This is a genomic window from Alsobacter sp. (assembly GCF_059501845.1).
In genome coordinates, this window is the sequence record NZ_JCACDK010000019.1 from 1 (window position 1) to 24,875 (window position 24,875).

Genomic DNA, 24,875 nt, shown 5'->3' on the forward strand with positions numbered 1-24,875 from the left:
TCGAGGGCAGCCTGATCACGCCAGAGCTCCTTCACGTGCACGAGGCCAGGCTCCAACACGTCCTCCGCATAGACGTACTCATTGCAGCCATCCTCGGCCCGGCTGGTCTCAATCATCCGCGCCATCGCGGCGCGAGCCGGTAGCAGTCGGTCGGTCGGGAGCCGGAAGGTGCCGACGATCAGGAGCATGCTGGTCATCGCGCAGGGCCTTTCAAGCTTTCGAGAACGTTTGAGACTGCGTTGATCGGCAATCCCTCCGCCGATCGCTCAACTGCTTGCGAACCGATAGCCGAGCGTGATCCGTCGAAACGCCTGAGTCACGGGCTTCTCTACATAGAGGTGTGCTGCGACGCCAAGCACCGTGGCCAACAGGACAACCACGAGGAGATCGGCCAAGGGCATCGAAGAGAACCGGCCGGTCTTAAGCGCTCTCGCATAGGCGACCATCACAAGAGGATGGGTCAGGTAGATGGCATACGAAGCATTTCCGAGTAGCAAGATAGTGCTGCGGACACGACCTTCCGAGAGCCGGATCGCGTAAAAGCCGTTGAAGACCAGCACAGCAGGAATGCCCCATACAATGTAGCGAGTGTTCCGGGAGACTCCAGCCGTGGTAGCATTATCAGTGTATGCCGATCCGGCGCCAATGAGCACAACGCCCGCGATCAGCAGAATCATGGCAACCGCCAAGGACGGCGCATACAGCCTTAGAAGTGGCGCAAGGGCCACGCCGAACAGGAACTCAAGCACTATTGGGTTCGAGAAGAACTCCGCTGTCGGCCCTTCTGTGTCCATGTAGCTCGTTGCCAAGAGTATGGATCCAATGAGCACCGTTATTGCGGAGGGCAACTGCCGCAGCGACAAGCCGGTGAGCATCAACACTGCCACGAGAGTGTAGAAGTACATCTCGAAGGTCAGGGTCCAGGACACACCTATGATCATTCTTGAGCCCGGGAGCAGCAGTAAGGCCGAGAAGACCATGTCCAAAGTTGGCGACAGATTCCTATACCCTGCTCCGGACAGCCAGATGAGCAACACGGCAGCAGCACACACCCAGTAGAATGGAAATATTCGCCTCACTCGATCGAGAATGAAGGATGCCGACGTGCTTGGTCCGGTAACCTCTCTCGCCAGGATCGAAGAGAGTATCACAAATCCACTGATTACGAAGAAGACGTCGACTCCCGCTGCGCCATAACGCACCACCCAGTCAGCGGGATCGAAACGCTCTATTGCTGATGTTTCCTCGAGCGTGTGATGGATCAACACAGCAAGAGCTGCAAATCCACGTAGATACTGAATGCCTTCGATGGTTTTGCGATTTTGTGAATCGTGCATCGCTCGCCGTCCTGCGCGCTCAAGCTCGGCAAAGCACTCAGGCGAACTAGCTTGCGGGGCGGGCCAGATCCCAGCCGCTTTGCACGCTTGAAGGTTGTGTTCATACTGCGGCAAAATGCAAGCTTAATGGTGAAGGCTCGGCGCAGTGGACCGCGGGTGAGCCTGTCCAAAAGCCGTCGAGGCACCGTACCGAGTACATCCCGCGCCAGCTTGTTCTCGCTCCGAAGAGTGAGCTTAATCGGCACCTATCTACCAGCGCTGACTAGCCTGATGCAGTTGGAATGCGGAACTAAGTCATGCAAAGAATTATCAATCTGCAAGTAGAAATTGTTCAATATTGTCGAAGGGGAAGTGCTCGTTACTTCGCCGTTTATGGTCGCTCGACAGCGCTGCTCGCAGCCTCCACCATGACGGAGGCCATCATTGAAGCGAGGTCACCGGCCATCCGGGGAGCACTGGAAATGGGGGCGCATCCGCCAGAGGGCCGTCGGCGAAATTGATTAGGGACAACAACTGCGTTGCAACTGTGCCCACGCCCTAAGCGCAATCTCGTTGATCTGCCTTAGCGCGTCGCTTTTCTCCCGGTCCGTGCCCCAGGCATGGGCGGCTATGAAAGCAGCGGTCGTCAGTGCGTCCATCGCCATTTCGAGAGGATTGGGCTCGCCAGGCTCCTGCTGTAACCCTGCCGCGAGATCGCGTGCGCGCTATTCAGCGACGTCGGGGCACGGCCGGAGCGGTAAGGGCTATCGAGCCGTTTGGAGACGGCACCGCCCAGCCCCATGGCGCAGACAGGCCTGAACAGCGCTCGGCAGTAGTCGGACATCTCGGCCAGCACCTGGCCGTTCGGCGCCTTTGCCATCAGCCTGACCAGGCGCTGGGCCTGCAGAGGCAGCGTCCGCATGTCGATGCCGTCCAGCTCGAGCACGACCCAGACCGCGTAAATTGCATTGCGTAAGCCCGAGACGGACCGCAGGTCGTGGAAGTCCGGGCAGCCGACGGGTCGTCAGTGATCGCCTCGCGGTCGAAACGACAATGTTATGCCACCTCGTCGGACCAGACCTCAAAGTGGCTAAGCCCTGTCATGCCAAAGCTGTTGGACAACGGCACGTCGGCGGCGTCGCGGCCCCGGGCCATGAGCACCCGGCCGATCCTCGGGCGGTTGTGCCGAGCGTCGAACGTATACCAGCGATGGTCGAGATACGCCTCGAACCACGCGCTGAAATCCATGGGAGAAGGGTCCTTCGGCACGCCGATGTCTCCGAGATACCCAGTGCAGTAACGCGCCGGAATATTGAGGCAACGGCAAAATGCGACGGCAAGGTGGGCGAAGTCCCGACAGACGCCTTCACGCTCGTGATAGACTTCGAACGCGGACTTGGTCGAGCGCGCTGTCATATAGTCGAAGCGGATATGGGAATGGACGTAATCGCAAACTGCTTGGACGCGCTGCCAGCCCAGCGGCATTGAGCCAAAAAGGGACCAAGCGATATTCGATAGCTTGTCTGTCTCGCAGTAGCGACTGCCGAGCAAGAACACGAGAAGTTCGGACGGCAGCAGTTCGACCGCGATCTGGCGTGCATCTGGCATAGTCAGATCTTGAACCGGCGAACTCTCCACAACGGCATCTGTAGTTAGCGTCAGCGGTCCCGCCGGAGCCGCCAGCCGGCTGCACAGATTGCCGAACCCGTCGATGTAGGTCTGAACAGGCAGTTGGGGGATAGTCCGGAGCTCGTCGGGTCCGAGAAGATCGTTCTCGCGCGACGGATGAACGCGCAGCATCAGGAGCATGGGAGTGGGTTGCGGGCAATCGTACCCAATCTTGTAGCCGACTCTGATCTTCATTCAGATCCGTCCTTCCCGTGCAGGCTATCATCCATGCGACCCTTGTATTGTGTCCCACAGTGGCGCATTCAGGTTCTCCCGACAAACCGCACCGGCCTGATCTCGAATATCCAGTAACCTTCGCCCGGCTGCAAAGCGTGCTCGCTGCCGGCCATCGATGTGCAAAGATCATCGGCAAAGGCCGCGGCCTCGTCGTTCGTGGCGAACGTGTTCTTGATGGAGATGTCGTCGACCAAATCGCCGTCCTGAACTGAGACCAGGGCAAACCGGGTGCCCGTCAAGGCGTCATTGTCATTCACTGCTTCACCACCCCCGCATTTGCGCCCACGCTCCGAGTGCGATCTCGTTGATCCGCTGCAGAGCATCGTCGCGTTCCGTGTCCAATCCCTACGTGTTGGTGGACAATGAGCCGATATTGGCGAGCGCCTCAACAACGATCACGAGCGGGCTTTCACCGCCCTGGCGGGCATCACCCTCGTGGCCAGATCGCGGGCTCGCTCCTCATCTGCCTTCTCACGGCGGTACACGAGCATCCCGCAGCGGCTGCCCGCGCGGCAAAAGCCAGCGGTGGCAAAAGCGGCGTGGGAAGCGGTGTTCGTCTCGCGAATTTCGGCAAAGAGCGGACGATCCGGGAGATGGGCCAGCATTGATCCGGCGACTCCCTGCCCCCGAGCCTCCGGGGCGACGATGATCATGACCGCGCCGTCCGGGTCGACCCTGAGAACTCCGACGAGCTTGTCCTCACGCTCCGCCATCCACAAAGTGGTACGCGGATCAGCGAGAGCATCCGAAAGCCATCGCTGCATGGCCGGCAGGGATAGCGGGTACCGGTTGTGAAAGTTCGCATAGGTGCCCGGCTCGTTGCGCCACCGGAGGATTTCCGAGAGGTCGGACCAACGCGCGTCGCGCATGCATACCGTCATGGCGCCGCTTCGTCCTAAGAGCGCTTGCGGGACGTCGCGGTCTTGGCTGGAGAAGGAGCGGCAGTCGCCGGCTTGGACTTGCCGCTCCTCGCCTTGCTCGCGGCCGGCTTTTTCGGAGCCATATCTTCCGCCAGCTTGCCCGCCGCTGCCTTTGACCTTCCGGGGGCCGTGACCTCCGGTTTCCCCTGCTCCGCCGCAAGGCTTCGCCGCAGGGCGTCCATGAGGTTGACGACGTTGGTCGTGCGCGGCGTTTCAAAGGTCGGTGTCGGCTGCCCCGCCTGCTTGGACCTGACCAGGGTGACCACGGCGGTCTCGTAGCGATCTTCGAATTCGGCGGGGTCGAAGTGCCCAGCCTTGCGCTCGATGATGACCGTTGCGAGATCCTTCATCTCGGCCGGGATCTTCAGATCCGGAATTTCCTCGAAGTAGGATCCCGCGTCTCTCACCTCTGATGCGTAGCGAAGAACCGTTGCGAGCAGCCCCTTCTCGAAGGGCTCGATCATGACGATGCGCTCACGCCGGGAAATCACGACCCGGCCGATTCCCACCATGCCGCTCTCGCGCATGGCGTCGCGGATGACGGCAAATGGCTCCTGTGCCACGCGGTCGTCCGGCGCCAGATAGTAGGGCGCGTCCATGTAGCGCTCGTCGATCTCCGAGCGCGGCACGAATTTCTCGATCTCGACCGTGTGGGTGCTCTCGATGCGGATCGCGTCCAGTTCCTCGTCGTCAACCGTCACATAGCTGTTCTTGGCTACTGCGTAGCCTTTCACCTGGTCGTCTGGACCAACCTCCTCGCCGGTGTCCGGGTCGACATAGAGCCGCTTTACGCGATTTCCGGTCTTGCGGGAGAGGGTGTTGAACGCAACGCGCGAAGACGTGCTGGAGGCGGGATAGAGCGAGACCGCGCACGAGACGAGCGACAGCTTCAGATAGCCCTTCCAGTTGGCCCTCGGCGCCATGATGATCTCCCCCGCGCAGCGCAAGCTTCGCGAATCAATCTCAACTTGTCCGAATCGTTCCGTTCGCGGTGCTGTGGATCGCGGGGAGAACAATGGAACCTCGGTGTCCTTCGCCGATTCAGCGTGCGAGAGGACGGAGATGGACATGCGGCTCTGCGCTGGCGCGCGCATCTTTGTACTGGGCAAGCTGACAGAGCCGGCGGCGAACGTGCAGGCGCTGGTCGAGCGTTCCGGCGCCTCACTCGTCACCCGCATGGGGTCGTCACCGACGCATACCGTCGTCGCCCACGGCGCCGCCGACACTTGGCGCAGGCGACGGATGGCCGGCGAACTGGTCAGCGAAGTTTCCTTCAAACGCGCCCTCGGCCTGCTCGCACCGCCCCCCCTGCTGGACCGTCCGTTCACGACTGCCGATGTTGCCGCGCTCGCCAAGCTGGACGCAGGCAGCGTCAGGGACCTCACACTGTTCGACCTTCTGGATCCCGTCGACGAGCGGTTCAGCTTCAGCGACCTTGCATGCGCTCGCGAAGCACGTCGTCTCCTCTCGGGCGGCATCTCGATCGATGAGGTCTGTTCGGCCGGCGCAAGGCTTCGAGACAGAGGTCTCCGGCTCACCGAGGGACGGCTCTGCGGCACGTCCTGGGGCGCACTTGCCGTGCGCGACGCCGAGCGGGCGGGCGGCCTTGACGGCCAGCTCTGGCTCGACTTGGACGAGGCGCCGGCCTGGGCAGATGGACTGTTCGCCGAAGCCGAACTAGCCGAAGAGAACGACGAATTGGAGCAGGCCGAAAGCCTCTATCGGCAGGCGATGCAGGCCGACAGGCAGGATCCGGCGATCCCGTTCAACCTTGGTAACGTTCTGCAGCGGTTGGGGCGTCCTGAGGAGGCCATCTCGGCCTTCCTCGCCGCCATCAAGCGCGATCCTGCCTGCGCCGACGCATTCTACAACATGGCGATCCTCCGGGGGCAGCGGGGCCAAATCCCGGAGGCGGAACGCTGCTATCGCGCGACCCTCGGCATTGAACCGGGGCACGTCGCCGCCATGTTCAATCTGGCGCTCCTACTGACCCGCGCAGAGCGATATGAAGAGGCGCTTCCGTTCTGGGACCAACTCACGTCTCTGGATGGCGACCGGCAAGACGCCTTGCGTGCGAGACGCTCCGCCCAGCTGTGCCGCATGGCGGTCCATGCCGGCCGGCAAACATCATAGGCTTCGCCTGCTTTTGTCGGAAGAAGCTGGGTTGCGTTTGACCGAGGCGGCCGACGGCTTTGGTTCGATACCGGGCAGAGCGGCTCTGAATCTCTCGGGGAAATGATCTCCGCGCAGGCGCTCTTGCAGCAAAATCGCTATCTCGTGGCACGTGCCCTCGTCGCCTGGGTAGAGAGCCATCGCGATCTCCGCCGCGGCCGTCGCCTCCCGCGCGAGCTCTGCCCGGAGCGATTGTGAGCGCAGGGGTTCACGAGCGCCTTGGCCACTGGCGATGATGAGCGCCTTCAGGGCCCGGTAAAGCAGAGCACGCGCTGTGATGGCGTCCAGTGGTGTCTCGACCGTCACCGTGCCCATGCCGCACCTCCTGCCAAGTGCGAGTCGACGCCGTTGATGGCGATCCGTTCCCTGGTCAAGAGGCGAGTTCGATCCAAGTGGGCGTCGTCGCTGGCATGCGGCATCTCACAAGATGGACTCAAGGACGGCGAGAGATTTTCGCGGATCGACGGCCTCCGCGTGCGAACGGCAGGGGCACCCCCGATGTGCGCCACAGCACGACGTTCAAAGACAATCGGCTTAGTTTCTGGTCAACGGGTACGGGTCACCGAACCCCGCCCGGACTGCGACTGCAACCTCCAGCCTTGGGAGAGTTCGTCATGTCCGCACAAGCAATCCAATTGAACCAGCCGGACGAAGCCAAGCTCAACGCCTTCATGGGGCGCATGCTTGATGATCTAGGAGGTGCCGTATCCGGAGCACTGATCCTGGTGGGGGATCACCTTGGGCTTTTCCGCTCCCTTGCGGAACAGGGATCGGCCAGCTCCTGGGATCTTGCTCAACGAACCGGCACTAGCGAGCGCATGGTCCGCGAATGGTTGGCTGCCATGGGAGCGAGCGGCTACCTGACTTACGATCCCCTGTCCCGGAAGTACGCCATTGAGCCCGAGCAGGCGATGGTCTTCTCCAGGGAAGACAGCCCGGTCTTCCTCGCAGGCTTTGTCGAAGCCATAGCTGCCATGTATCTCGCGGCTCCAAAGATCGAGGCGGCGTTCCGGTCTGGCAAGGGAATGGGCTGGCACGAACACCATCAGTGCCTCTTCTCCGGCACTGAGCGCTTCTTCAGGACGAGCTACAACCACCATCTTGTCCCCGAGTGGCTTCCTGCATTGGACGGCGTCGTCGAGCGACTGAGTATCGGCGCAACCGTGGCCGATGTCGGTTGCGGCCATGGCGCGTCCACGATTGTCATGGCGCGGGCATTCCCACGCTCTCAGTTCTTTGGCTTCGATTATCACCCTGCTTCGATCGAAAATGCTCGTACCGCGGCGGACCGCGCAGGGGTCGCCGATCGAGTGTCGTTTCAGGTTGCGTCCGCCAAGGAGTTTCCAGGCTCAGGATACGGCCTTGTGACCTTCTTCGACTGCCTGCACGACATGGGCGACCCCACAGGCGCTGCGGCTCATGTACGGCAAAGCCTCGCAAAAGATGGGACTTGGATGATCGTCGAGCCGACGGCAAAGGACGCTACCGAAGACAATTTCAACCCAGTGGGCCGGCTTTATTATGGAGCCTCGACCATGATCTGTACGCCTGCATCGTTGGCGCAGGAGGTCGGAACGGCGCTCGGGGCACAGGCTGGCGAAGCGCGATTGAGAGAGGTTCTGGCGAGGGGTGGCTTCAACAAGGTCCGCCTGGCCATCGCGACACCGTTCAACATGGTTTTGGAAGCCCGCCCATAGGCACGAACTTGCGTCGGTTCGGCTCAATATAATGCCGAACCGGCCGCTCGGGGTGCGGCCCTGTCCGCCTCATCGCAGATCACCGCTCTTGTGCAGGGCAGGATCCATCCGATCCGCACTGTGCAGGGAGGAGAAGCACCGCACCTAGTGGTGGTGCCGCTCTCGGAGTCGGACGGCAACGTGCTGACCGGCGAGGCGGACAACCTGCCGGAGGCACGCCTGGCGGTGGTGTGCCGCTCGCCGAAGGCCCTGGACGTGATCACCCTCGGGGACGCCGTGGTGGCGGCCCTGAGCGGCAGGAAGACGCTCCTCGGGCAGCAGGTCCAGATCGTCCGGGAGGACGTGGACTCCAGCGAGTACGTCGAAGGGCAGAACGCCTTCCGGCGCACGCTCGGGTTCCGGATCCACTATCGGAGTTGAGCTATGGTGAGGGTGATCGTCTTCACGCTCCTCGCCTTTCTCGGCATGCTCGGCGCGGCGGTGGCGGCCCAGGGATGAGGTGGGTCAATCGTCTCAACCTGAGACGATTGAAGGCATGTGGACCGCCACCTGAGCGAGAGTCAGCGGGCCATGATCGCGGCGAAGCTGGCGAACCTTCGCCTGGGAGCCAATCAGCATGCAGGAGGGTCGGCAAATCTGCCGACCCGTCCGGTAAGTCTGGGCCAAGCGGCCGACATGCTGAATGTGTCGGAGCGAAGTGTCCGCACAGCAAGAACGATCCGCGACAGCGGCGCACCCGAGCTCGTCGCCGCTGTCGAGCGCGGCGAGGTGCCGGTGTCGGCTGCGGCGCTGGGGTGAAGGTCCCCAAATCTGGGGACCATGCCGGATCAAACTTCCCCGAGGGAAAGTTTGAAAACCCTCGTTCGGGAATAGGGTTTTCTCCACGGTGGAGAGAACCCCGGAGGTTTGCGTTACCGTAACGCAAACCCCGCCTGGTGATTTTTCTCCACGGTGGAGACAATTCCCCCGCCCCCTGATTTTGCCCCACGGCGGGGCAAATTCCGCCCCGCCCCACAGAAGCCCCAGGACGGCCGCGAGGGCCTGTCCGGTGTCTGACAGCGGCGGAGGCTTCGACCCCGCTAGAATCGGATCTCTGGGGCGGCGCGGAGGCTAGTGGACGAGAGAGCGACCCTCTGCGGCCATCAATGCGACCGTCGGGCTCCATTGATCCGCATCTGAAGGTGTCTCCTGCCGGTCTCGCAATGCGGAGACTCGGCGGCTCACATCAGCGATCTTCGTACCTAGCTGTTCAACGCTTTCCTTCGCTTCACCGATCTCCCGGGCCTGGACGTTCAGAAGCTCTCGCTGGTCATCGATAATCTTCAGGAGCTGTTCGTGATGCTGCCGAGCAACTTCTACAGCCGTCCCCGGCAATGGAACGTCTCTACCGATTTCCACCGTGTGAGCAGCCCACTCAATCATAGCGCTCCGAACGTCTGCCACGGCCTCCTCTGGAGTGGCTCCGTCGCCAAGGCAGTGTGGCAGGTCCGGGACAAAAGCGAGGAATCCACCTCCGTCCTCCTCGGAGAGAGGGCGAACGATGATGGCATACAGATTGGGATTGATGCTCATTTCGTCACGCTCCGGATCGCCATCTGCTTGATGTGGGCATCGATCAAATCGACGAAATCATTGATGTAGACGGGCTTAATGGGCCGTTTCGCCGGGATAGTCAGAACGCCGTTAAGATGAGGACTCGACACGGTATAATGTGAGCCGTTGGTGGGCTTCTTACACGTGAGGCCCACCTGATTTGCGAGCGCTTCAACATCGCCGATCCGCCAATCCCTAGGATTGGCCCGCATCCTCTCGATCGTCTTGAAAGCGCGAGCCTTGATTGGCAGTGGAGGCAAACTCGACACAACCCGTTGCGGCGTTGGCTCGTTCATGCGCTCCCCCTCGCGGGGATATATGTAGGCGAATTCATTCGACAGCAAGGCGTTTCAGAACCGGGGCGAACCGCATGCCCAGCCCCATTGGGTCCACGATTGGGTCCACCGATTGGGTTCACCCTGACCCATTGGGTCACGCCTGGCGCATTGGGCGCACCCAATATGGACCCAATCGGCACAACGGCGGAGAGCCCGACCCAGGCCGGGTCTCACAAACCGTTGATTTTTCTAGGAAAAATGGTCGGAGTGGCGGGATTCGAACCCACGACCCCTAGTCCCCCAGACTAGTGCGCTAACCGGGCTGCGCTACACTCCGACGAGGCGGCTTATACGGAAGCGAGCGCGCCGGCGCAACCGCGTTCTGGCGCGCCCGGAACGTCAGATTTGCGGGGCAGCGCCGATGAAGTCGCGCTTGCCCAGCGGCACGCCGTCGTGTCGCAAAATCGCGTAGGCGGCCGTCAGGTGGAAGTAGAAGTTCGGCATCGCGAAGTGCAGCAGGTAGTCCTGCCCGCGAAAGCGCCGCTCCTGCCCGGCCACCTGCAGGGCGATCACGCGCTCCTCGGACCCATCGACCTCGCCGGCGGGTACGCCATCGACGACGGCGAGTGCACGGGCGATCCGGTCCTGCAATTCGGCGAAGGTCTTCTCGGTGTCCTCGAAGCGGGGCGGCTCGCGGCCGGCGAGACGGGTCATCGTGTTCTTGGCGAAATCGGCTGCGATCTGCACCTGCCGCGTGAAAGGCAGCATGTCGGGAGAGAGGCGGTCGAAAAGCAGGAAGGCAGGGTCGATCTTGCGCTCCTCGCAATGCGCGACTGCCTTGTCGAGGATGGCCGACAGATTGCCGAGACTGAGGCGGAACACGGGCGCGCTGGCCTGGTGCATGGACAGGGTCAAGAGGTCCTCCCGAAAGACCGCCGGGCTCGTGCCCGGGGCGCGCGGATTGTCTGCAGGCTAAAGCCGCAGGGCAAGTAGAACGATGGTGAACGGGGCGCATTGCACCGCGGATGCGGGAGGCGACCATGGCGGACAATGAACGCGCCGGCGGTGGGGAGAAGCGTGTGGATGTCGCACTGACGACGCTGCTCCATGTTTATTATCAGGCTCTGAGGGCGGAACCGCTGCCGGGCCGGCTCGTGGAGACGGTTCGGGAGCTGGCTGCCTCCACCCGCGCGGAGAGCCCGCCGCCGGATCAGCCCAGAGTCACGCTGCAATAGCGCTGCAGGCTGCGCTGTTCGTCTTTCAGGCTAGGATACGGAGTGCGCAGCCCGTTCCGTCCAATTTCGGGGTGACGGTTGCGCCTGCCGGAGCCTGACATGAGCGACGACGCCCCAGGGCCGCGCCCACCCCCCCTGCCCTCCTCCCCAGCCGAGTACATCAACACGCTCGCCCACTACCACCGGGCCGAGATCGCCCGCATGGCGGGCTGGCGCGACCGCATCGACCGGACGACGAACTGGGCCATCACCGTCGTCGCGGCCATGTTGTCGGTGTCTTTGTCCACACCGTCCGCCCATCACGGCGTGCTTATCTTCGCCATGGTGCTGGTGCTGCTGCTGCTGTGGATCGAGGCCCGCCGCTACCGCTTCTTCGACGTCTATCGCGCACGGGTGCGGCGCATGGAGCGCCACTACTTCGCGCAGGTGTTCGCCCCGACGCCGGAGCGAGACCCGGGCTGGGCGCAGGCTCTCGGCGACGATCTTCGCCGGCCCCGCTTCCTGATCGGCCATCGGGCCGCCATGTCGCGCCGCCTCAGGCGCAACTACGGCTGGATGTTCATGATCCTGCTGACCGCCTGGGTGCTGAAGGTCACCTCGCCCCGCCTGCAGGAACCCGCCCGCCTGCCGCAGGCACAGGACGCCGCACCGCACGGTGTCGACGCCATGAGTTCCATCGAGGCGATCTTCGCCAACGCGGCGCTGGGCCCCCTGCCGGGCTGGCTGGTGATCCTGGCGATGGCCCTGTTCTATGGTTGGCTGGGCTGGTCGGCGTTCAGGCCCCTGCCGGGGAGCCCGGAATTCGGCGAAGGCGATGTTCACGTCTGAGCAGGCTGCGGAAACGTCGCCAGCAACTCCGCGTCCGCCTCCTCTGCCCGTGCAACGGAAGGCCGGGCGCGGAAGCGCTCGATGTAAGCTGCGATCGTGTCGTCGGGCTCCACGATGCCGAACTTCGTGGTCCAGTTCAGCGCGGACGCCCAGAGCACGTCGGCGGCGCTGAAGCTGTCGCCCAGGATCCACGGGCCCTGCCGCAGCTGCGCCTTTACCGTCGCTAGCATGGTGTCGTAGTTGCCGTATCCGGCCATCGATGCGGGAGCCGGCTCGCGCTTCAATGCTTTGTCCATCACGGCCGGCTCGAAGCTCGATCCGTAGAAGGCGAGCCAGCGCAGGAACGGTCCGCGCTGCGGATCACCGATACGGGGACCCAGCCCGGCCTCCGGGAACAGGTCGGCAAGGTAGAGATAGACGGCGCTCTGCTCCGTCACGAGGACGCCCTTGTGCAGGATGGCTGGCACCTTCCCCATCGGGTTCACCGCCAGGAACTCCGGCTTGCGCGAATCCCCTGCACGCAGGTTCAGGACCCGCATCTCGTAGGGGACGCCGAGTTCCTCGAACAGGACGCGGACACCGCCGGAGCGCGACTGCGGTGCGTGAAAGAAGACGAGATCCTGACTGGCCATGCATTCCTCCGCTCGATGCGGCATGCTGGAACACAGGGAGAACGCAGGCAAGTCCCCGGCGTTCACGCCACGGCGAGGAGCGGCTGCAGGGAGGCCGGGATCCGCGCCGGTGATTCGGTCTTCAGGAACTGCAGGAGCCGCTTTTCCGCATCACTCAGGACGCCGTCGCGGTTGAGGCGGGCGACGAGCCAGGCGGCCTCCGAACCGTCCACCTGCTCACCGAGGACGTGCTCGGCGGCGGACCCTGCCACCCAGCCGCCGGTGGAGAAGGTATCGCCGCCCACGGCGGCCGACAGCGCGCGGGCGAAGAAATCGCCGATGCCGCGTCCGAGCGGCTGCCGCTCATCGAGCCAGCGCTCACGACGAAGGGCGTCCGCAGCATCGGGCGCCACGATGCCGCCGGATGCGAGGAGATGGTTGCCGACCGAGCGGGCAAACAGGTCCTCGAAGCCCGAGCCACGGATGCGCCCGCTGGTCGCCTCCGCAATGTCGAAGAGCGCTTCGGCCTCGGCACGCGACACGAAGGCGGTACCCTCACCGGCGGCCGCAAACAGAGCCCGGCGGATCAGAGCCACGTCGGCCGCGGTCAGCGACGGGGCCTCGCCACCATGGGCGAGCGGTCCGCGGTTGTCGACAAAGCCTGCACGGATGGTGGCAATGGCCAGGGCAGACAGTATGCCCGGCACGCGGCGGGCCCGCTCCATGACGTAGAGAAGCGCATCGAAGCCGGTTCGCGTGGCAACGGTGCCATCCACCCCGATTCGGCCCGCGAACCATGCAGCGCGATCATCGCCGATATAGCCGCGCGGCGCTGCCGAGAGGACGAGCCAGTCGGTCATCGCCTCGACGAAAAAGGCCGGCCACTCTTCGCACTGCCCGTCTCCGACCGCATTCAGCGCGTCGCAGAGCAGGTTGGCGTCAGACTGCTGCAGGCCGCCATCGGTGTAGACCGCGCGGCGCAGCGCGAGGACATCGTCCGGCTGCATGCCGGAAGCGACGGCGGCAGCGAGGATCGAGCGGGGCGGGACGGTGTCGGACATGGCGGTGGCTCCCTTGCGCCGGGGCGCAGCGGCGAGACCATGTCTGGGCAGGGCTGAGCGAAGACTTAAATCAACCGCGTGAACCGCAAGTGACCGCGCTCGCGGTTAAGCTGCGGTGACCCGGTTCCGCTGCTCGTGCGACCGTCCTCGAACCACTCGTTTACCACTGAATCACAAAGGCAGGTTGTCGTGCTTCTTCCACGGCTGCTCGGCCTTTTTCGCGGCGAGCATGTCGAGGGCTCTCGCCACGCGCCGGCGGGTGCCGTGGGGCATGATGACCTCGTCGATGTAGCCGCGCTCGGCCGCAACGAACGGAGAGAGGAAGCGGTCCTCATACTCCTTGGTGCGCGCTGCGATCTTCTCGGGGTCGCCATTGTCGGCGCGGAAGATGATCTCGACCGCACCCTTGGCGCCCATGACGGCGATCTGCGCGGTCGGCCAGGCGTAGTTGACGTCCGCCCCGATATGCTTCGACGCCATGACGTCGTAGGCACCGCCGAAGGCCTTGCGCGTGATCACGGTGACCAGAGGCACGGTTGCCTGGCTGTAGGCGAAGAGCAGCTTGGCGCCGTGCTTGATGAGACCGCCATATTCCTGGGCCGTTCCCGGCAGGAAGCCCGGCACGTCGACGAAGGTGACGATCGGGATGTTGAAGGCATCACAGAAGCGAACGAAGCGCGCAGCCTTGCGCGAGGCGTCCGCGTCGAGCACGCCGGCGAGCACCATGGGCTGGTTGGCGACCAGGCCGATGGTGCGGCCTTCCATGCGGCCAAAGCCGGTGATGATGTTCTTGGCGTAGCCTTCCTGGATCTCGAAGAAGTCTGCCTCGTCCACGACCTTCAGGATCAGCTCCTTCATGTCGTAGGGCTTGTTCGGGTTATCGGGGACCAGGGTATCCAGAGACATGTCGATCCGGTCCGGCACGTCGAAGCTTGGCCAGACCGGCGGGCCGGCGATGTTGTTGGCCGGCAGGTAGTCCAGCAGCCGGCGCACCTGCAGCAAAGCCTCGACATCGTTGTCCCAGGCCCCGTCCGCGACGGAGGACTTCGTCGTGTGAACCTTTGCGCCGCCAAGCTCCTCGGACGTCACAGTCTCGTTCGTGACCGTCTTCACCACCTCCGGGCCGGTCACGAACATGTAGCTCGTGTCTCGGACCATGAAGATGAAGTCGGTCATGGCTGGCGAGTAGACGTCGCCGCCCGCGCAAGGACCCATGATGACCGAGATCTGCGGGATCACGCCCGACGACAGGACGTTGCGCTTGAACACCTCGCCATAGCCGCCGAGCGCCGCAACGCCCTCCTGGATGCGCGCGCCGCCTGCATCGAACAGGCCGATGATCGGCGCGCGGACCTTGAGCGCCATGTCCTGGATCTTGGTGATCTTGGCTGCGTGCGTCTCCGACAGCGACCCGCCCAGCACCGTGAAGTCCTTGGCGAACACGAACACGGTGCGCCCGTTCACCGTGCCCCAGCCCGTGACGACGCCGTCGCCGGGGATCTTGGCCTGCTGGTCCATGCCGAAGTCGACGCAGCGGTGCTGCACGAACATGTCGAACTCTTCGAAGGAGTCCTTGTCCAGGAGGAGCTCGACCCGCTCGCGGGCGGAGAGCTTGCCGCGCCCGTGCTGGGCGGCGATGCGCTTCTCGCCACCGCCGAGCCGCGCATTGGCGCGGCGCTCGTCGAGCTTCTCGAGGATATGCTTCATGTCAGCCTTCCCGGTGGAGCGCCGGCCGCGCGGCAATGATCCGGCTGGCCATAGCACGCCGCCGCGCCGCCCGGCGACTCAGACGGATGGCGGAGGCTGCGGATCGCACGTCGGCTGGCGGCTCAGTCGCGCAACGCTCCCGCGACGACCATGGCGGCCGCCTCCATCTCGCTCCACCGGCGCAGGCGGCGCTCCAGTGCTTCCTCGTCCCCACCCCAGACTTCCATCTGGAAGTCCTCGTCGAGGTGGGCGGCAGCCCAGGCCTCCTCGGCCGTCATCCTGCCGTGCGCGACTGCGAGCGCCAGCAGGACCGATCCGGTGAGCGATGTGATGGTGCTGAGCGCGGCCAGCGCGAGCGGATCCTCGACGGCTCCCACGGACGACCGAACGGCCGCAAGCGCGCCCAGCGGCTGCTCGGCGAACATGATGCCCTCGACCAGCACGAAGCGCGCACCGAGTTCATCGCGGGCCCAGTCGAGGACGGGGTCCCACAGTTCCGCCTGCCGCGCGACGAGGCGCTCGGGATCGCCGGCGCGATAGCAGAGCAGGTCCGAGCCGGCGTAGCGCGAAACCTCTTCCGCCACGTCCGCCATGCGGCTCGCAACGCCGTCGATGGCCGAGTTGACGAGGCGGGTGAGCGGCATGCCGGCGGGGTCTATGACCTCGGCCTGCGCTCGCCACTCGGCGGCCAGCGCCTCCGCGGTCTTTAGATCAGCGACGCTCAGGGAGTTCTTCGCAGGTGTTCGCGCAGGCCGACCGTCGAGGACGAGCGCGAAGGCTCCGTTCTCCTCGCGAACGCCGGCATCCTTGTAGAACCGGCGCGGGAGAACCTGCTTCATGTCCGCGCGGATGGCGCGCGAGGGATCACGGGGCTCGGGGTCGCCGAACCAGTCGAGGGGTGGTTCCGTCATGGCGCTGATGTGGCGCGCCATCGCGCCGCTGTCCAGCAGCGTCTCGGCCGCATGCAGCTCATGGCCAGAGCTCGTCGAAGCTCTCGATAATCCGCGAGGCGCCCGCCGCGACCAGCGCTTCCGTCGAATGGTGGCCCCAGCTGACGCCGATGCCGGTGACCCCTGCGGCGCGGGCCATCTCGAGGTCGAAGGTGGTGTCGCCGATCACGAAGGTCGCTTCCGGCGCCACGCCGGCATCCGCCATCGCCTGGAGCACCATGCCGGGATGCGGCTTGGAGGGAGCGTCGTCGGCGGTCTGGATCGTCTCCAGCAGCGGCGCCCAGCCCTGGCCGTCGAGAATGCGTGCCACGCCACGCCGGGACTTGCCGGTGGCGAGGCCGAGGACGAAGCCCTCGCGCGATGCCAGCCGCCGCAGCGTTTCGTCCGCGCCCGGGAACAGTGTTTCCTGGTAGCCCGGCGCGGAGACCCGCGCCACGTATCGGGCGCGGTACTCCGCCTCGAGTTGCGCCAACGGCCCGTCTGGCCCGACGAGGGACGCGAACAGGACGGGGAGCGACAGGCCCACCAGCGAGAGAACCTCCTCCCGCGCCGGCGGTCTCAAGCCGAGCGCTGCAAAGGTGTCGAGGTGGACGGCGTAGAGCAGGTGCTGGCTGTCGACCAGCGTGCCGTCGACGTCGAAGAGCACCAGTGTCCGGCTCACTCCTCCGGAGCCTCCTCGATGGGATCGTAGCGGGCGGTATCCAGGCCCAGCAGGTTCCAGGTCTGCTGCATGTGCGGCGGCAGCTTCGCCGTGACGTCGACGGGCTTCCCCGTGCGGGGATGCGGAACGACGATGCGGCGCGCCAGGAGGTGCAGGCGGTTCTGGATGCCGCCCGGCAGCTCCCAGTTCTCGATGTCGAAATACTTGGGATCCCCGACGATGGGGTGCCCGATATGCGCCGTGTGGGCGCGCAACTGGTGCGTGCGCCCGGTCACCGGCTTCAGGGAGAGCCAGGCGAGCTTCTGCGCGGCGGTCTCGACCACGGCATAGTAGGTGACCGCGTGGCTCGCCCCCTCGTCGCCGTGGCGGGCGACATGCATCCGCGAATCGCCCTCCTCGTCCTCGCCCCTGGCGAGATAGGTGGAGATGCGCCCCTGCTTCACCCGCGGCACGCCGGCGACGAGCGCCCAGTAGGTCTTTCGGGCGTCGCGCGACCGGAAGCTCTTGGCCAGCGCCGACGCCGCGAAACGCGTCTTGGCGATGACAAGGCAGCCGGACGTGTCCTTGTCCAGCCTATGCACGAGCCGCGGCCGCTGGCCATCCTTTCCGATCAGCGAGGCCAGCATCCCATCGACATGACGCTTGGTTCCGGAGCCGCCCTGCACGGCGAGCCCCATCGGCTTGTTCAAAACCATCATGTCGTCGTCCTCATAGAGGACGATGCTCTTCAGGAATGCACGGTCCTCCGCGTCGCCCTTGGAGGCCCGCGGGCCCTCCTGCGGCTTGTCGACGGCGAGAGGCGGAATGCGGACCGCCTGTCCCGGCTCCAGCCGGTCCTTCGTCTCGACGCGCTTTCCGTTCACCCGCAGCTCGCCCTTGCGGACGATGCGCTGGATGTGGCTGAAGGACAGCCCGGGAAAGCGCGCCTCGAGAAACCGGTCGACGCGCATGCCCGTCTCGTCCGGGGTCACTGTGACGGTCTGGACGCCCATGGTGGGCGCCGGCGCGGGCGCGGCCTCGTCGGGCTGAGGCGCCACCTCCATGCGCGGAGGCCGGGCAGCCCGCACAGGCCCGGCCTCTGCCGAGAATTGCGCCGGTCGTGCAGCTGGCTTGCCGGGCGGCCTCGGGCGCGAAGGCCGCGCCTCGGTCGGACGCCCCTTCGACGGCGCAGCCCCGCGCTTCGGCCCGTTGCCGGGCTTCGGCGCACGGCCGCCGGGGCCGGCACTGCGCGAGGGCGGGCGCCCTGCCCGGCCGCCGGCCGGCTTGCGCGGTCCCTTTCCGCTCATGCGAAGCTCCTGACTAGGATGAGCCCGGCAAAAAGGCCGAGCAGAGACAACGTCACGGACGCCGCGACATAGGCCGCGGCATGTCCCGTCGCGCCACGCTCCCACAGGAGCGCCGCGTCGAGGGAGAAGGCGGAGAACGTCGTGTAGCCGCCGCAGATCCCGGTGGTGAGGAACAGCCGCACGGGCTGCGACCACCCCTCCCCCGCCTTGAGCGCCAGCCACGCCGTGAACAGCCCCATGACGAAGGACCCGGTGACGTTGATGGCGAGCGTATGCCAGGGGAACTCGATCCCCGCCAGCCGCCCGACCAGCATGTTCATCCCATGCCGCATCGCCGCGCCGATGCCGCCGCCGATGAAGACGAGAAGGGTGGACTGCATGGGGACCGGCGGCTCGCGGAAGTGACAATGGCCGCGTTTAACATCACGGCGCCTCAAAGAACACCGCGGAGCGCACTCACGATCCCGTTCGACCGCCCTACTCCCCCCGCTCCTCTCTCAGCTTGCGCCACCATTCCAGGCGCTTGTTGATCTCCCGCTCGAAGCCGCGCTCGGGCGGGTCGTAGAAGCGGCGGCGGCCGATGGCGTCGGGCCAGTAGTTCTGGCCGGAGAAGGCGTCGGGCTCGTCATGGTCGTAGCGGTAGCCTCCGCCGTACCCCTCGCTGGCCATGAGCTTCGTCGGCGCGTTGAGAATGGTCTTGGGCGGGGTGGCGCTGCCGCCCTCCTTGGCGGCTTTCGTGGCGGCCTTGAAGGCCGTGTAGACGGCGTTCGATTTCGGCGCGGTGGCGAGGTAGACGGCGGCCTGCGCCAGCGCCAACTCGCCCTCCGGCGAGCCGAGGAAGTCGTAGGCATCCTTGGCGGCACTGCAGACGACGAGAGCCTGCGGATCGGCGAGGCCGATGTCCTCCACCGCCATGCGCACCAGGCGTCGCGCCAGGAAGAGCGGGTCCTCGCCCGCGTCCAGCATGCGGGCCAGGTAGTACAGCGCGGCGTCCGGGTCCGAGCCGCGGATCGTCTTGTGCAGGGCGCTGATGAGGTTGTAGTGGCCGTCCTGCGACTTGTCGTAGAGCGGCGCGCGACGCTGGACCACCTCCGACAGCCCGGCGGGATCAAAAACCTCTCCCGGCTTGGCGGCGCGCCAGATTTCCTCGGCCAGCGTCAGGGAGGCGCGGCCGTCCCCGTCCGCCATGCCAACCAGAGAAACGCGCGCATCCGCGTCGAGCGGCAGCGGCCTCCCCTCGGTAGCTTCCGCCCGATCCAGCAACTTGGCGATGGCCGCCTCGTCGAGGGACCGGAAGGTGAGCACGCGGGCCCGGGAGAGCAGCGCGGCGTTGAGCTCGAAGGACGGGTTCTCCGTCGTGGCGCCGACCAGCGTGATCGTGCCGTCCTCCATCACGGGCAGGAAGGCATCCTGCTGCGAGCGGTTGAACCGGTGGATCTCGTCGACGAAGAGCAGCGTGCCCCTGCCTGTCGAGCGCCGGCCGCGCGCTGCCTCGAACACCTTCTTGAGGTCGGCGACGCCGGTGAAGATCGCCGAGATCTGCTCGAAGTGCAGCGCCGTCTCGTTGGCCAGCAGGCGCGCGACGGTGGTCTTCCCCGTGCCGGGCGGGCCCCAGAAGATCAGCGAGCCGAGCGACCCCGACTCGATGAGGCGCGTCAGGGCCCCGGCGGGTCCGACGAGGTGGTCCTGCCCGACGACCTCGTCGAGGCGTGTGGGGCGCAGCCGGTCGGCGAGCGGGCGCGGCGCGCCTTTCTCCAGCCCGGCGGCTTCGAAGAGGTTGGACATGAGGCAGAGATAGCGACCGGCGCGCCTTCGCGCCAGCGCATCAGCCGCCGACGACGGTCGTCACCACCTGTCCGTCCCGGCCGACGCTGAGCTTCCAGTAGTAATTGCGCGTCTTGCCGAGTGCCTCGACATCCTTGGTCGACGACACGGTCTCCTCGTCTATGGAGACGATGAGGTCGCCCTTCTTCAGGCCGAGTTCGGCGGCGGGTGTGTTGTCCTGCACCTCGGTCACCACCACGCCCTCCGTGGCCGTGTCCATGGAGAGTTCCTCGGCCACCGCCGGCGACATGTTGGCGATGACGGCACCGGCGAGCGGCCAGCGGCCCTTGAGGGTGCGCACGTCACGCGGACGGGTCTCCGGCGCCTGCACCAGCGCGACGGGAACCGAGATCGTCTTGCCCGAGCGCCGGACGGAGAGCGTCGCGGTTCCACCGACCGGCTTGGTCCCGATCCGGAAGCCGAATCCGTCGGGATCGTCCACCGCCTGGCCGTCGACGGACATGATGACGTCGCCGGGCTTCAGCCCCGCCTCCGCCGCCGGCCCCTTCGGGACCGTGGAGGCGACGAGCGCGCCCACGGGCCGGTCGAGACCAAGGCTCTCGGCGATCTCCGAAGATACCACCTGCAGCCTTCCGCCGAACCAGGGGCGGCGCACCTGCTTTCCACCCATCTTGGCGGAAGCGACGACCACCTTCACCATGTTGACCGGGATCGCGAAGCCGATGCCGTGGCTGCCGCCGGATTGCGAGAAAATGGCGGTGTTGATGCCGATCAGGCGGCCGGCGCTGTCGACCAGCGCGCCGCCGGAATTGCCGGGGTTGATGGCGGCGTCGGTCTGGATGAAGAACTGGTAGTCGGACACGCCGACCTGCGTGCGCGCCAGCGCCGAGACGATGCCCGTCGTCACCGTCTGCCCCACGCCGAACGGGTTGCCGATGGCCAGCACGATGTCGCCCACTTCCAGCGCGTCGGAATCGCCGATGTCCAGGGCCGCGAACTTGTCGCCGCCCTTGATCTTGAGGACGGCCAAGTCGGTGCGCGGGTCACGCAGCACGATCTCCGCCTCGAACTCCCGCTTGTCGGAGAGCGAAACCTTCACCTCCGTGGCACCCTCGATGACGTGCTGGTTGGTCACCACGAAACCGGCGGGATCGATGATGACGCCCGAGCCCAGCGAGCGCTGCACGCGCTCCCGCGGCTGGCCGTTGTCGCCACCAAAGAAACGGCGGAACACCGGGTCGTCGAGGAACGGGTTGCGCTGCTGCTTCTCGACATGGGACGCGTAGACGTTGACGACGCCCGGCGTCACCCGGTGCACGACGGGGGCGAAGGACATCTTCACCTGCGCCCCGGTCTGCGGAACCGTGGCCTGCGACTGCGCCTCGGCCGGACCGATGAAGGCCAGGGTCAGCGCCGCGAGGGCGGCGAGCACCGGGGTCAAGGCGCGCATGTCGTTCTCCGCATCGATGGGCCGTGACGTATAGCCAGCCGTTGTCCGGGGCGAAAGTGCGGCGGACACACGCGCCTCAGCCGCGCTGCTGTGATGTGCCCAGCCTGAGCCCGCCATCGACATCCAGGATGATCCCGGTGGTGTAGCCGTTGCCCATCAGGAACAGGATGGCGTCCGCCACCTCGCGGGCACGGCCCACGCGGCCTGCCGGTGTCGTCTCGCCGACGGTTTCGAACAGCGCCGCCCGCTGCTCGGGCGTGCGGCCGTCCCACCAGGGCGTGTCGATGACGCCCGGCGACACGGCGTTGACGCGCAGCGGCGCAAGTTCGCGGGCGAGCGGCCCCACCATCGAATTCAGCGCGCCGTTGACGGCGGCAAGGCCGGAAGTGCCCGGATTGGCGCTGCGGGCCGATGCCGCCGTGACGAAGGTGACCGAGCCCGTAGGCGCAAGAGACGGAAGGGCCGCCTGCAGGGCCGATATGTGCAGCCAGAACTTGCCGTCGAAGCCGGCCCGCAGCTCGTCGATCGGCACGTGCGCGAAAAGGCCCGCCCCGCGTCCGCCGGACGCCGCGAGGACGAGGTGGTCGATCGTTCCTATCCCGCCCAGATACGCATCGAGCACGGCGCGGTTGCCGGAATCGATGACGTCTCCCTTCGCGGATCGGCCCAGCGTATCTAGCGCAGCAGCCAGCCGTTCGGGATCCCGGCCGATGATGACGGCACGCCCGCCGGCCTCCTGTGCCGCCAGCGCCGTTGCGAGCCCGATGCCCGAGGTTCCGCCGAGGACGACGATGGTCTGGCCGGTCAGGTCCATGAACGTCCTCCTGGGAGTGTCACGCGCCCCGGCGGACGAGACGCGAGGCCGCGCTGGAATGCGGGCCGGGGCAGGAACGTTCCCGCTGCGCTGGCGGCAGCGTCCCCCGGTACCCTGCGCCGATTCCGTACCATCGGAAAGCACGACGCACGGAACCTCTGCCGCGGCGCAGGCAAGAGCCCGGCGGTGGGTGGCAAAGGCGTCCCCACCGGGGTTCCAAACCGGAACGGTTTAGCACGTGCGGGTCTAAAGACCCGCGCTCCCAACGAAAAAGGGCGGCCCGCGGGCCGCCCTCGAAACTGTCTGTCGCAGGAACCGCTCAGGCGGCTTCGACGATCTCGTCCTTCTGCGTCGGGCCGGAATCCTGGCCGCGCGCGTCGACATCGCGGTCGACGAATTCGATCACGGCCATGGCCGCGTTGTCGCCAAAGCGGAAGCCGGCCTTGAGGACGCGGGTGTAGCCACCGTTGCGATCCTTGTAGCGCGGGCCGAGGACGTCGAAGAGCTTCTTGACGAGCTCGATGTCCTTGATCTGCGAGATCGCCTGGCGGCGGGCATGCAGGTCGCCACGCTTGCCCAGCGTGATCAGCTTCTCCACCACCGGGCGAAGATCCTTCGCCTTCGGCAACGTCGTCACGATCTGCTCGTGCTTGATCAGCGCCTGGCACATGTTGGCGAACATCGCCTTGCGGTGCTCGGCAGACCGGTTGAACCGGCGCCCCCTGAATCCGTGTCTCATCGGCTCTCTCCTTCGTTCTCGCCCCGCCGTGCCAAGGAACGGGGCGTCATTGATTTTTGCAGGCGAAGTCGCGCGGCGGGAGGTTGGCCGGCCCGCCGCGTCGGTCTCAGTAGTGCTCCTCGAAGCGCTTTGCGAGCTCCTCGATGTTCTCCGGCGGCCAGCCGGCGATTTCCATGCCGAGGTGCAGGCCCATGCCGGCGAGCACTTCCTTGATCTCGTTCAGCGACTTGCGGCCGAAGTTCGGAGTGCGGAGCATCTCCGCCTCGGTCTTCTGGATGAGGTCGCCGATATAGACGATGTTGTCGTTCTTCAGGCAGTTCGCCGAGCGCACCGAGAGCTCGAGCTCGTCCACCTTCTTGAGGAGCGCCGGGTTGAAGGCGAGCTCCGGCATGGCCGGCTTCTCGTCCTCGCGGCGCGGCTCCTCGAAGTTGATGAAGACGTCGAGCTGGTCCTGCAGGATGCGGCCGGCATAGGCCACCGAATCCTCGGGCGACACGCCGCCATTGGTCTCGACCGTCATGATCAGCTTGTCGTAGTCGAGGATCTGGCCCTCGCGGGTGTTCTCGACGCGGTAGCTGACCTTCTTGACGGGCGAATACAGGCTGTCGACCGGGATGAGGCCGATCGGAGCATCCTCGGGCCGGTTGCGGTCGGCCGGGACGTAGCCCTTGCCCATCTTGACCGTGAACTCCATGCGGATCTCGGCGCCCTCGTCGAGGGTGCAGATGGCGAGCTCGGGGTTCAGGATCTGGATGTCGCCGGTCGTCTGGATGTCGCCGGCCTTGACGACGCCGGGGCCCTGCTTGCGAAGCGTCATACGCTTCACGCCGTCGGCCTGCATCTTGATCGAGATCGCCTTGATGTTGAGGACGATGTCGGTGACGTCCTCACGCACGCCCGGGATCGACGAGAACTCGTGCAGCACGCCGTCGATCTGCACCGATGTGATGGCGGCGCCCTGGAGCGACGACAGCAGCACGCGGCGCAGCGCGTTGCCGAGCGTCACGCCGAAGCCGCGCTCGAGCGGCTCGGCCACGAGGGTCGCGACGCGGCGCGGATCGTCGCCGCCCGTCACCTCGAGCTTGTTGGGCTTGATCAGGTCCTGCCAGTTCTTCTGAATCACGGCGAATATCCTTCATGAAAGAGCGTCGGGCATATCGGTCCGTCGACCCTGGCCCGGCGTCCACGACGGCAAAGGAAAACGCCCCCCGCGCCCGTCGGCGCAGGAGACGCACAGCGTATATGGGTACTCAGACCCGCCGGCGCTTGCGCGGGCGGCAACCATTGTGCGGGATCGGCGTCACGTCGCGGATGGAGGTGACGGTAAAGCCCGCCGCCTGCAGCGCGCGCAGCGCAGACTCGCGGCCCGAACCGGGGCCGGACACTTCAACCTCGAGGGTGCGCATGCCGTGCTCGGAGGCCTTGCGGGCCGCGTCCTCGGCCGCCACCTGCGCGGCGTAGGGGGTCGACTTGCGCGAGCCCTTGAAGCCCATCATGCCGGCCGACGACCAGGCAATCGTGTTGCCCTGCGCGTCCGTGATGGTGATCATCGTGTTGTTGAAGCTCGCGGCGACATGCGCGACGCCCGACACGATGTTCTTGCGTTCGCGCCGCTTCACGCGGGTTGAGTCCTTGGCCATGCTTTTGATCCTTCTGGCGCGCCCGTGATGCCAGGCGCTGGGGATTGAGGTGGTCTACGGAGCGCGGGCCTTCAGACCCGCAGTCCAGAACGAAACGGAAGCGGGTCTGGTGACCCGCGCTCCGGAAAGGGGCGCCAAGCGCCCCCAGATCACTTCTTCTTGCCGGCGATCGGCTTCGACTTGCCCTTGCGGGTGCGCGCATTGGTGTGCGTGCGCTGGCCGCGGAC

30 protein-coding genes, 1 tRNA gene and 1 pseudogene are annotated in these 24,875 nt (G+C 65.6%); 6 read left to right on the forward strand and 26 right to left on the reverse strand.

From position 1 onward, the window contains the following. The 7 genes from AC5JCN_RS24250 to ku form a co-directional block, all read right to left on the reverse strand. Nucleotides 1-188 (reverse strand): putative quinol monooxygenase (locus AC5JCN_RS24250; protein ID WP_495757715.1); only part of this gene is annotated, 188 nt, incomplete at its 3' end. A gap of 78 nt (nucleotides 189-266) precedes the next feature. Continuing rightward, on the reverse strand, nucleotides 267-1,337 hold the full coding sequence (locus AC5JCN_RS24255; protein WP_495757716.1) for an acyltransferase family protein: 1,071 nt from the start codon (nucleotides 1,335-1,337) through the stop codon (nucleotides 267-269). Between the two features lie 625 nt (nucleotides 1,338-1,962). Next, nucleotides 1,963-2,262 (reverse strand): hypothetical protein, encoded by a 300-nt coding sequence (locus AC5JCN_RS24260; RefSeq protein ID WP_495757717.1) that lies wholly within the window; start codon nucleotides 2,260-2,262, stop codon nucleotides 1,963-1,965. Nucleotides 2,263-2,372: 110 nt separating this feature from the next. After that, complete coding sequence (locus tag AC5JCN_RS24265) at nucleotides 2,373-3,179, reverse strand: transglutaminase-like domain-containing protein (protein ID WP_495757718.1); 807 nt, start codon at nucleotides 3,177-3,179, stop codon at nucleotides 2,373-2,375. Nucleotides 3,180-3,247: 68 nt separating this feature from the next. Beyond that, nucleotides 3,248-3,478, reverse strand: a complete 231-nt coding sequence (locus AC5JCN_RS24270; RefSeq protein ID WP_495757719.1) for a hypothetical protein — start codon at nucleotides 3,476-3,478, stop codon at nucleotides 3,248-3,250. 138 nt (nucleotides 3,479-3,616) lie between these two features. Beyond that, nucleotides 3,617-4,090, reverse strand: a complete 474-nt coding sequence (locus AC5JCN_RS24275; RefSeq protein WP_495757720.1) for a GNAT family N-acetyltransferase — start codon at nucleotides 4,088-4,090, stop codon at nucleotides 3,617-3,619. Nucleotides 4,091-4,116: 26 nt separating this feature from the next. Further along, nucleotides 4,117-5,064 carry a non-homologous end joining protein Ku gene (gene ku / locus AC5JCN_RS24280; protein ID WP_495757721.1) on the reverse strand — a complete coding sequence of 316 codons (948 nt, stop codon included), beginning with the start codon at nucleotides 5,062-5,064 and terminating at the stop codon, nucleotides 4,117-4,119. 139 nt (nucleotides 5,065-5,203) lie between these two features. On the opposite strand from ku, the gene AC5JCN_RS24285 reads away from it, so the two are divergent. Next, on the forward strand, nucleotides 5,204-6,274 hold the full coding sequence (locus AC5JCN_RS24285; RefSeq protein ID WP_495757722.1) for a tetratricopeptide repeat protein: 1,071 nt from the start codon (nucleotides 5,204-5,206) through the stop codon (nucleotides 6,272-6,274). On the opposite strand, the gene AC5JCN_RS24290 is transcribed toward AC5JCN_RS24285, so the two are convergent. Further along, the gene (locus AC5JCN_RS24290) at nucleotides 6,269-6,628 is read right to left on the reverse strand and encodes a hypothetical protein (protein WP_495757723.1); all 360 of its coding nucleotides are present in this window, start codon (nucleotides 6,626-6,628) and stop codon (nucleotides 6,269-6,271) included. The genes AC5JCN_RS24285 and AC5JCN_RS24290 overlap by 6 nt on opposite strands. A 320-nt stretch (nucleotides 6,629-6,948) precedes the next feature. Here AC5JCN_RS24290 and AC5JCN_RS24295 point away from each other — a divergent pair, with 320 nt between their 5' ends. The 3 genes from AC5JCN_RS24295 (at nucleotide 6,949) to AC5JCN_RS24305 (ending at nucleotide 8,808) form a co-directional block, all read left to right on the forward strand. Next, nucleotides 6,949-8,010 (forward strand): class I SAM-dependent methyltransferase, encoded by a 1,062-nt coding sequence (locus AC5JCN_RS24295; protein ID WP_495757743.1) that lies wholly within the window; start codon nucleotides 6,949-6,951, stop codon nucleotides 8,008-8,010. Between the two features lie 60 nt (nucleotides 8,011-8,070). After that, a complete protein-coding gene (gene gp17, locus AC5JCN_RS24300) occupies nucleotides 8,071-8,430 on the forward strand; it encodes a tail completion protein gp17 (protein WP_495757744.1) in 360 nt (119 codons plus the stop codon). Nucleotides 8,431-8,580: 150 nt separating this feature from the next. After that, nucleotides 8,581-8,808, forward strand: coding sequence for a hypothetical protein (locus AC5JCN_RS24305; protein ID WP_495757724.1), 228 nt, complete (start codon nucleotides 8,581-8,583; stop codon nucleotides 8,806-8,808). Nucleotides 8,809-9,120: 312 nt separating this feature from the next. Here the strand turns inward: AC5JCN_RS24305 and AC5JCN_RS24310 are convergent, their stop codons facing one another. From AC5JCN_RS24310 to AC5JCN_RS24325, 4 genes are all read right to left on the reverse strand, one after another. After that, nucleotides 9,121-9,582: a type II toxin-antitoxin system HicB family antitoxin gene (locus tag AC5JCN_RS24310; protein ID WP_495757725.1), complete on the reverse strand. Its 462-nt coding sequence runs from the start codon at nucleotides 9,580-9,582 to the stop codon at nucleotides 9,121-9,123. Beyond that, nucleotides 9,579-9,899, reverse strand: a complete 321-nt coding sequence (locus AC5JCN_RS24315; RefSeq protein ID WP_495757726.1) for a hypothetical protein — start codon at nucleotides 9,897-9,899, stop codon at nucleotides 9,579-9,581. The genes AC5JCN_RS24310 and AC5JCN_RS24315 overlap by 4 nt, the downstream gene beginning before the upstream one ends. A 241-nt stretch (nucleotides 9,900-10,140) precedes the next feature. Beyond that, nucleotides 10,141-10,218, reverse strand: a tRNA-Pro gene (locus AC5JCN_RS24320). Between the two features lie 62 nt (nucleotides 10,219-10,280). After that, nucleotides 10,281-10,796 (reverse strand): DUF1993 domain-containing protein, encoded by a 516-nt coding sequence (locus tag AC5JCN_RS24325; protein ID WP_495757727.1) that lies wholly within the window; start codon nucleotides 10,794-10,796, stop codon nucleotides 10,281-10,283. Between the two features lie 125 nt (nucleotides 10,797-10,921). Here AC5JCN_RS24325 and AC5JCN_RS24330 point away from each other — a divergent pair, with 125 nt between their 5' ends. Together AC5JCN_RS24330 and AC5JCN_RS24335 are read left to right on the forward strand one after the other, a co-directional pair. After that, nucleotides 10,922-11,116, forward strand: coding sequence for a hypothetical protein (locus AC5JCN_RS24330; protein ID WP_495757728.1), 195 nt, complete (start codon nucleotides 10,922-10,924; stop codon nucleotides 11,114-11,116). 99 nt (nucleotides 11,117-11,215) lie between these two features. After that, nucleotides 11,216-11,944, forward strand: coding sequence for a DUF2270 domain-containing protein (locus AC5JCN_RS24335; protein ID WP_495757729.1), 729 nt, complete (start codon nucleotides 11,216-11,218; stop codon nucleotides 11,942-11,944). Here AC5JCN_RS24335 and AC5JCN_RS24340 read toward each other — a convergent pair. The 14 genes and pseudogenes from AC5JCN_RS24340 to AC5JCN_RS24405 all read right to left on the reverse strand — a co-directional run. Continuing rightward, entirely contained in the window at nucleotides 11,935-12,576 is a 642-nt protein-coding gene (locus tag AC5JCN_RS24340; protein WP_495757730.1) for a glutathione S-transferase family protein, read from the reverse strand. The genes AC5JCN_RS24335 and AC5JCN_RS24340 overlap by 10 nt on opposite strands. 62 nt (nucleotides 12,577-12,638) lie before the next feature. Further along, nucleotides 12,639-13,616 (reverse strand): hypothetical protein, encoded by a 978-nt coding sequence (locus tag AC5JCN_RS24345; protein WP_495757731.1) that lies wholly within the window; start codon nucleotides 13,614-13,616, stop codon nucleotides 12,639-12,641. A gap of 171 nt (nucleotides 13,617-13,787) precedes the next feature. Beyond that, entirely contained in the window at nucleotides 13,788-15,323 is a 1,536-nt protein-coding gene (locus AC5JCN_RS24350; RefSeq protein WP_495757732.1) for an acyl-CoA carboxylase subunit beta, read from the reverse strand. Between the two features lie 122 nt (nucleotides 15,324-15,445). After that, on the reverse strand, nucleotides 15,446-16,255 hold the full coding sequence (locus tag AC5JCN_RS24355; RefSeq protein WP_495757733.1) for an ATP12 family chaperone protein: 810 nt from the start codon (nucleotides 16,253-16,255) through the stop codon (nucleotides 15,446-15,448). 37 nt (nucleotides 16,256-16,292) lie between these two features. Then, nucleotides 16,293-16,934, reverse strand: a complete 642-nt coding sequence (locus AC5JCN_RS24360; RefSeq protein WP_495757734.1) for an HAD-IA family hydrolase — start codon at nucleotides 16,932-16,934, stop codon at nucleotides 16,293-16,295. Then, on the reverse strand, nucleotides 16,931-18,220 hold the full coding sequence (locus tag AC5JCN_RS24365; protein WP_495757735.1) for an RluA family pseudouridine synthase: 1,290 nt from the start codon (nucleotides 18,218-18,220) through the stop codon (nucleotides 16,931-16,933). Before AC5JCN_RS24365 ends, AC5JCN_RS24360 begins: the two co-directional genes overlap by 4 nt. Further along, nucleotides 18,217-18,600, reverse strand: a complete 384-nt coding sequence (crcB, locus tag AC5JCN_RS24370) for a fluoride efflux transporter CrcB (RefSeq protein WP_495757736.1) — start codon at nucleotides 18,598-18,600, stop codon at nucleotides 18,217-18,219. The genes AC5JCN_RS24365 and crcB overlap by 4 nt, the downstream gene beginning before the upstream one ends. A gap of 97 nt (nucleotides 18,601-18,697) precedes the next feature. Continuing rightward, nucleotides 18,698-20,005, reverse strand: a complete 1,308-nt coding sequence (locus AC5JCN_RS24375; protein ID WP_495757737.1) for a replication-associated recombination protein A — start codon at nucleotides 20,003-20,005, stop codon at nucleotides 18,698-18,700. Between the two features lie 40 nt (nucleotides 20,006-20,045). Further along, a complete protein-coding gene (locus AC5JCN_RS24380; protein WP_495757738.1) occupies nucleotides 20,046-21,455 on the reverse strand; it encodes a DegQ family serine endoprotease in 1,410 nt (469 codons plus the stop codon). Nucleotides 21,456-21,531: 76 nt separating this feature from the next. Further along, on the reverse strand, nucleotides 21,532-22,269 hold the full coding sequence (locus tag AC5JCN_RS24385; RefSeq protein ID WP_495757739.1) for an SDR family oxidoreductase: 738 nt from the start codon (nucleotides 22,267-22,269) through the stop codon (nucleotides 21,532-21,534). 319 nt (nucleotides 22,270-22,588) lie between these two features. Then, on the reverse strand, nucleotides 22,589-23,008 hold the full coding sequence (gene rplQ / locus AC5JCN_RS24390) for a 50S ribosomal protein L17 (protein WP_495757740.1): 420 nt from the start codon (nucleotides 23,006-23,008) through the stop codon (nucleotides 22,589-22,591). 106 nt (nucleotides 23,009-23,114) lie between these two features. Then, the gene (locus AC5JCN_RS24395) at nucleotides 23,115-24,131 is read right to left on the reverse strand and encodes a DNA-directed RNA polymerase subunit alpha (RefSeq protein WP_495757741.1); all 1,017 of its coding nucleotides are present in this window, start codon (nucleotides 24,129-24,131) and stop codon (nucleotides 23,115-23,117) included. A gap of 127 nt (nucleotides 24,132-24,258) precedes the next feature. After that, entirely contained in the window at nucleotides 24,259-24,648 is a 390-nt protein-coding gene (rpsK, locus tag AC5JCN_RS24400) for a 30S ribosomal protein S11 (RefSeq protein WP_495757742.1), read from the reverse strand. A 149-nt stretch (nucleotides 24,649-24,797) separates the two neighbouring features. Then, nucleotides 24,798-24,875: pseudogene (locus AC5JCN_RS24405) on the reverse strand (30S ribosomal protein S13); the annotation flags it as partial.

Excerpts from the sequence above, each read along its gene's own strand:
- AC5JCN_RS24310 (WP_495757725.1), bottom strand. The coding sequence starts at position 9,582 with ATGAGCATCAATCCCAATCTGTATGCCATCATCGTTCGCCCTCTCTCC.
- AC5JCN_RS24285 (WP_495757722.1), top strand. The coding sequence starts at position 5,204 with ATGGACATGCGGCTCTGCGCTGGCGCGCGCATCTTTGTACTGGGCAAG.
- AC5JCN_RS24340 (WP_495757730.1), bottom strand. The coding sequence starts at position 12,576 with ATGGCCAGTCAGGATCTCGTCTTCTTTCACGCACCGCAGTCGCGCTCC.
- AC5JCN_RS24345 (WP_495757731.1), bottom strand. The coding sequence starts at position 13,616 with ATGTCCGACACCGTCCCGCCCCGCTCGATCCTCGCTGCCGCCGTCGCT.
- AC5JCN_RS24335 (WP_495757729.1), top strand. The coding sequence starts at position 11,216 with ATGAGCGACGACGCCCCAGGGCCGCGCCCACCCCCCCTGCCCTCCTCC.
- AC5JCN_RS24275 (WP_495757720.1), bottom strand. The coding sequence starts at position 4,090 with ATGCGCGACGCGCGTTGGTCCGACCTCTCGGAAATCCTCCGGTGGCGC.
- AC5JCN_RS24315 (WP_495757726.1), bottom strand. The coding sequence starts at position 9,899 with ATGAACGAGCCAACGCCGCAACGGGTTGTGTCGAGTTTGCCTCCACTG.
- rplQ (WP_495757740.1), bottom strand. The coding sequence starts at position 23,008 with ATGAGACACGGATTCAGGGGGCGCCGGTTCAACCGGTCTGCCGAGCAC.
- AC5JCN_RS24255 (WP_495757716.1), bottom strand. The coding sequence starts at position 1,337 with ATGCACGATTCACAAAATCGCAAAACCATCGAAGGCATTCAGTATCTA.
- rpsK (WP_495757742.1), bottom strand. The coding sequence starts at position 24,648 with ATGGCCAAGGACTCAACCCGCGTGAAGCGGCGCGAACGCAAGAACATC.
- crcB (WP_495757736.1), bottom strand. The coding sequence starts at position 18,600 with ATGCAGTCCACCCTTCTCGTCTTCATCGGCGGCGGCATCGGCGCGGCG.
- AC5JCN_RS24350 (WP_495757732.1), bottom strand. The coding sequence starts at position 15,323 with ATGAAGCATATCCTCGAGAAGCTCGACGAGCGCCGCGCCAATGCGCGG.
- AC5JCN_RS24380 (WP_495757738.1), bottom strand. The coding sequence starts at position 21,455 with ATGCGCGCCTTGACCCCGGTGCTCGCCGCCCTCGCGGCGCTGACCCTG.
- AC5JCN_RS24375 (WP_495757737.1), bottom strand. The coding sequence starts at position 20,005 with ATGTCCAACCTCTTCGAAGCCGCCGGGCTGGAGAAAGGCGCGCCGCGC.
- AC5JCN_RS24305 (WP_495757724.1), top strand. The coding sequence starts at position 8,581 with ATGATCGCGGCGAAGCTGGCGAACCTTCGCCTGGGAGCCAATCAGCAT.
- AC5JCN_RS24365 (WP_495757735.1), bottom strand. The coding sequence starts at position 18,220 with ATGAGCGGAAAGGGACCGCGCAAGCCGGCCGGCGGCCGGGCAGGGCGC.
- AC5JCN_RS24265 (WP_495757718.1), bottom strand. The coding sequence starts at position 3,179 with ATGAAGATCAGAGTCGGCTACAAGATTGGGTACGATTGCCCGCAACCC.
- AC5JCN_RS24355 (WP_495757733.1), bottom strand. The coding sequence starts at position 16,255 with ATGGCGCGCCACATCAGCGCCATGACGGAACCACCCCTCGACTGGTTC.
- ku (WP_495757721.1), bottom strand. The coding sequence starts at position 5,064 with ATGGCGCCGAGGGCCAACTGGAAGGGCTATCTGAAGCTGTCGCTCGTC.
- AC5JCN_RS24330 (WP_495757728.1), top strand. The coding sequence starts at position 10,922 with ATGGCGGACAATGAACGCGCCGGCGGTGGGGAGAAGCGTGTGGATGTC.
- AC5JCN_RS24290 (WP_495757723.1), bottom strand. The coding sequence starts at position 6,628 with ATGGGCACGGTGACGGTCGAGACACCACTGGACGCCATCACAGCGCGT.
- AC5JCN_RS24385 (WP_495757739.1), bottom strand. The coding sequence starts at position 22,269 with ATGGACCTGACCGGCCAGACCATCGTCGTCCTCGGCGGAACCTCGGGC.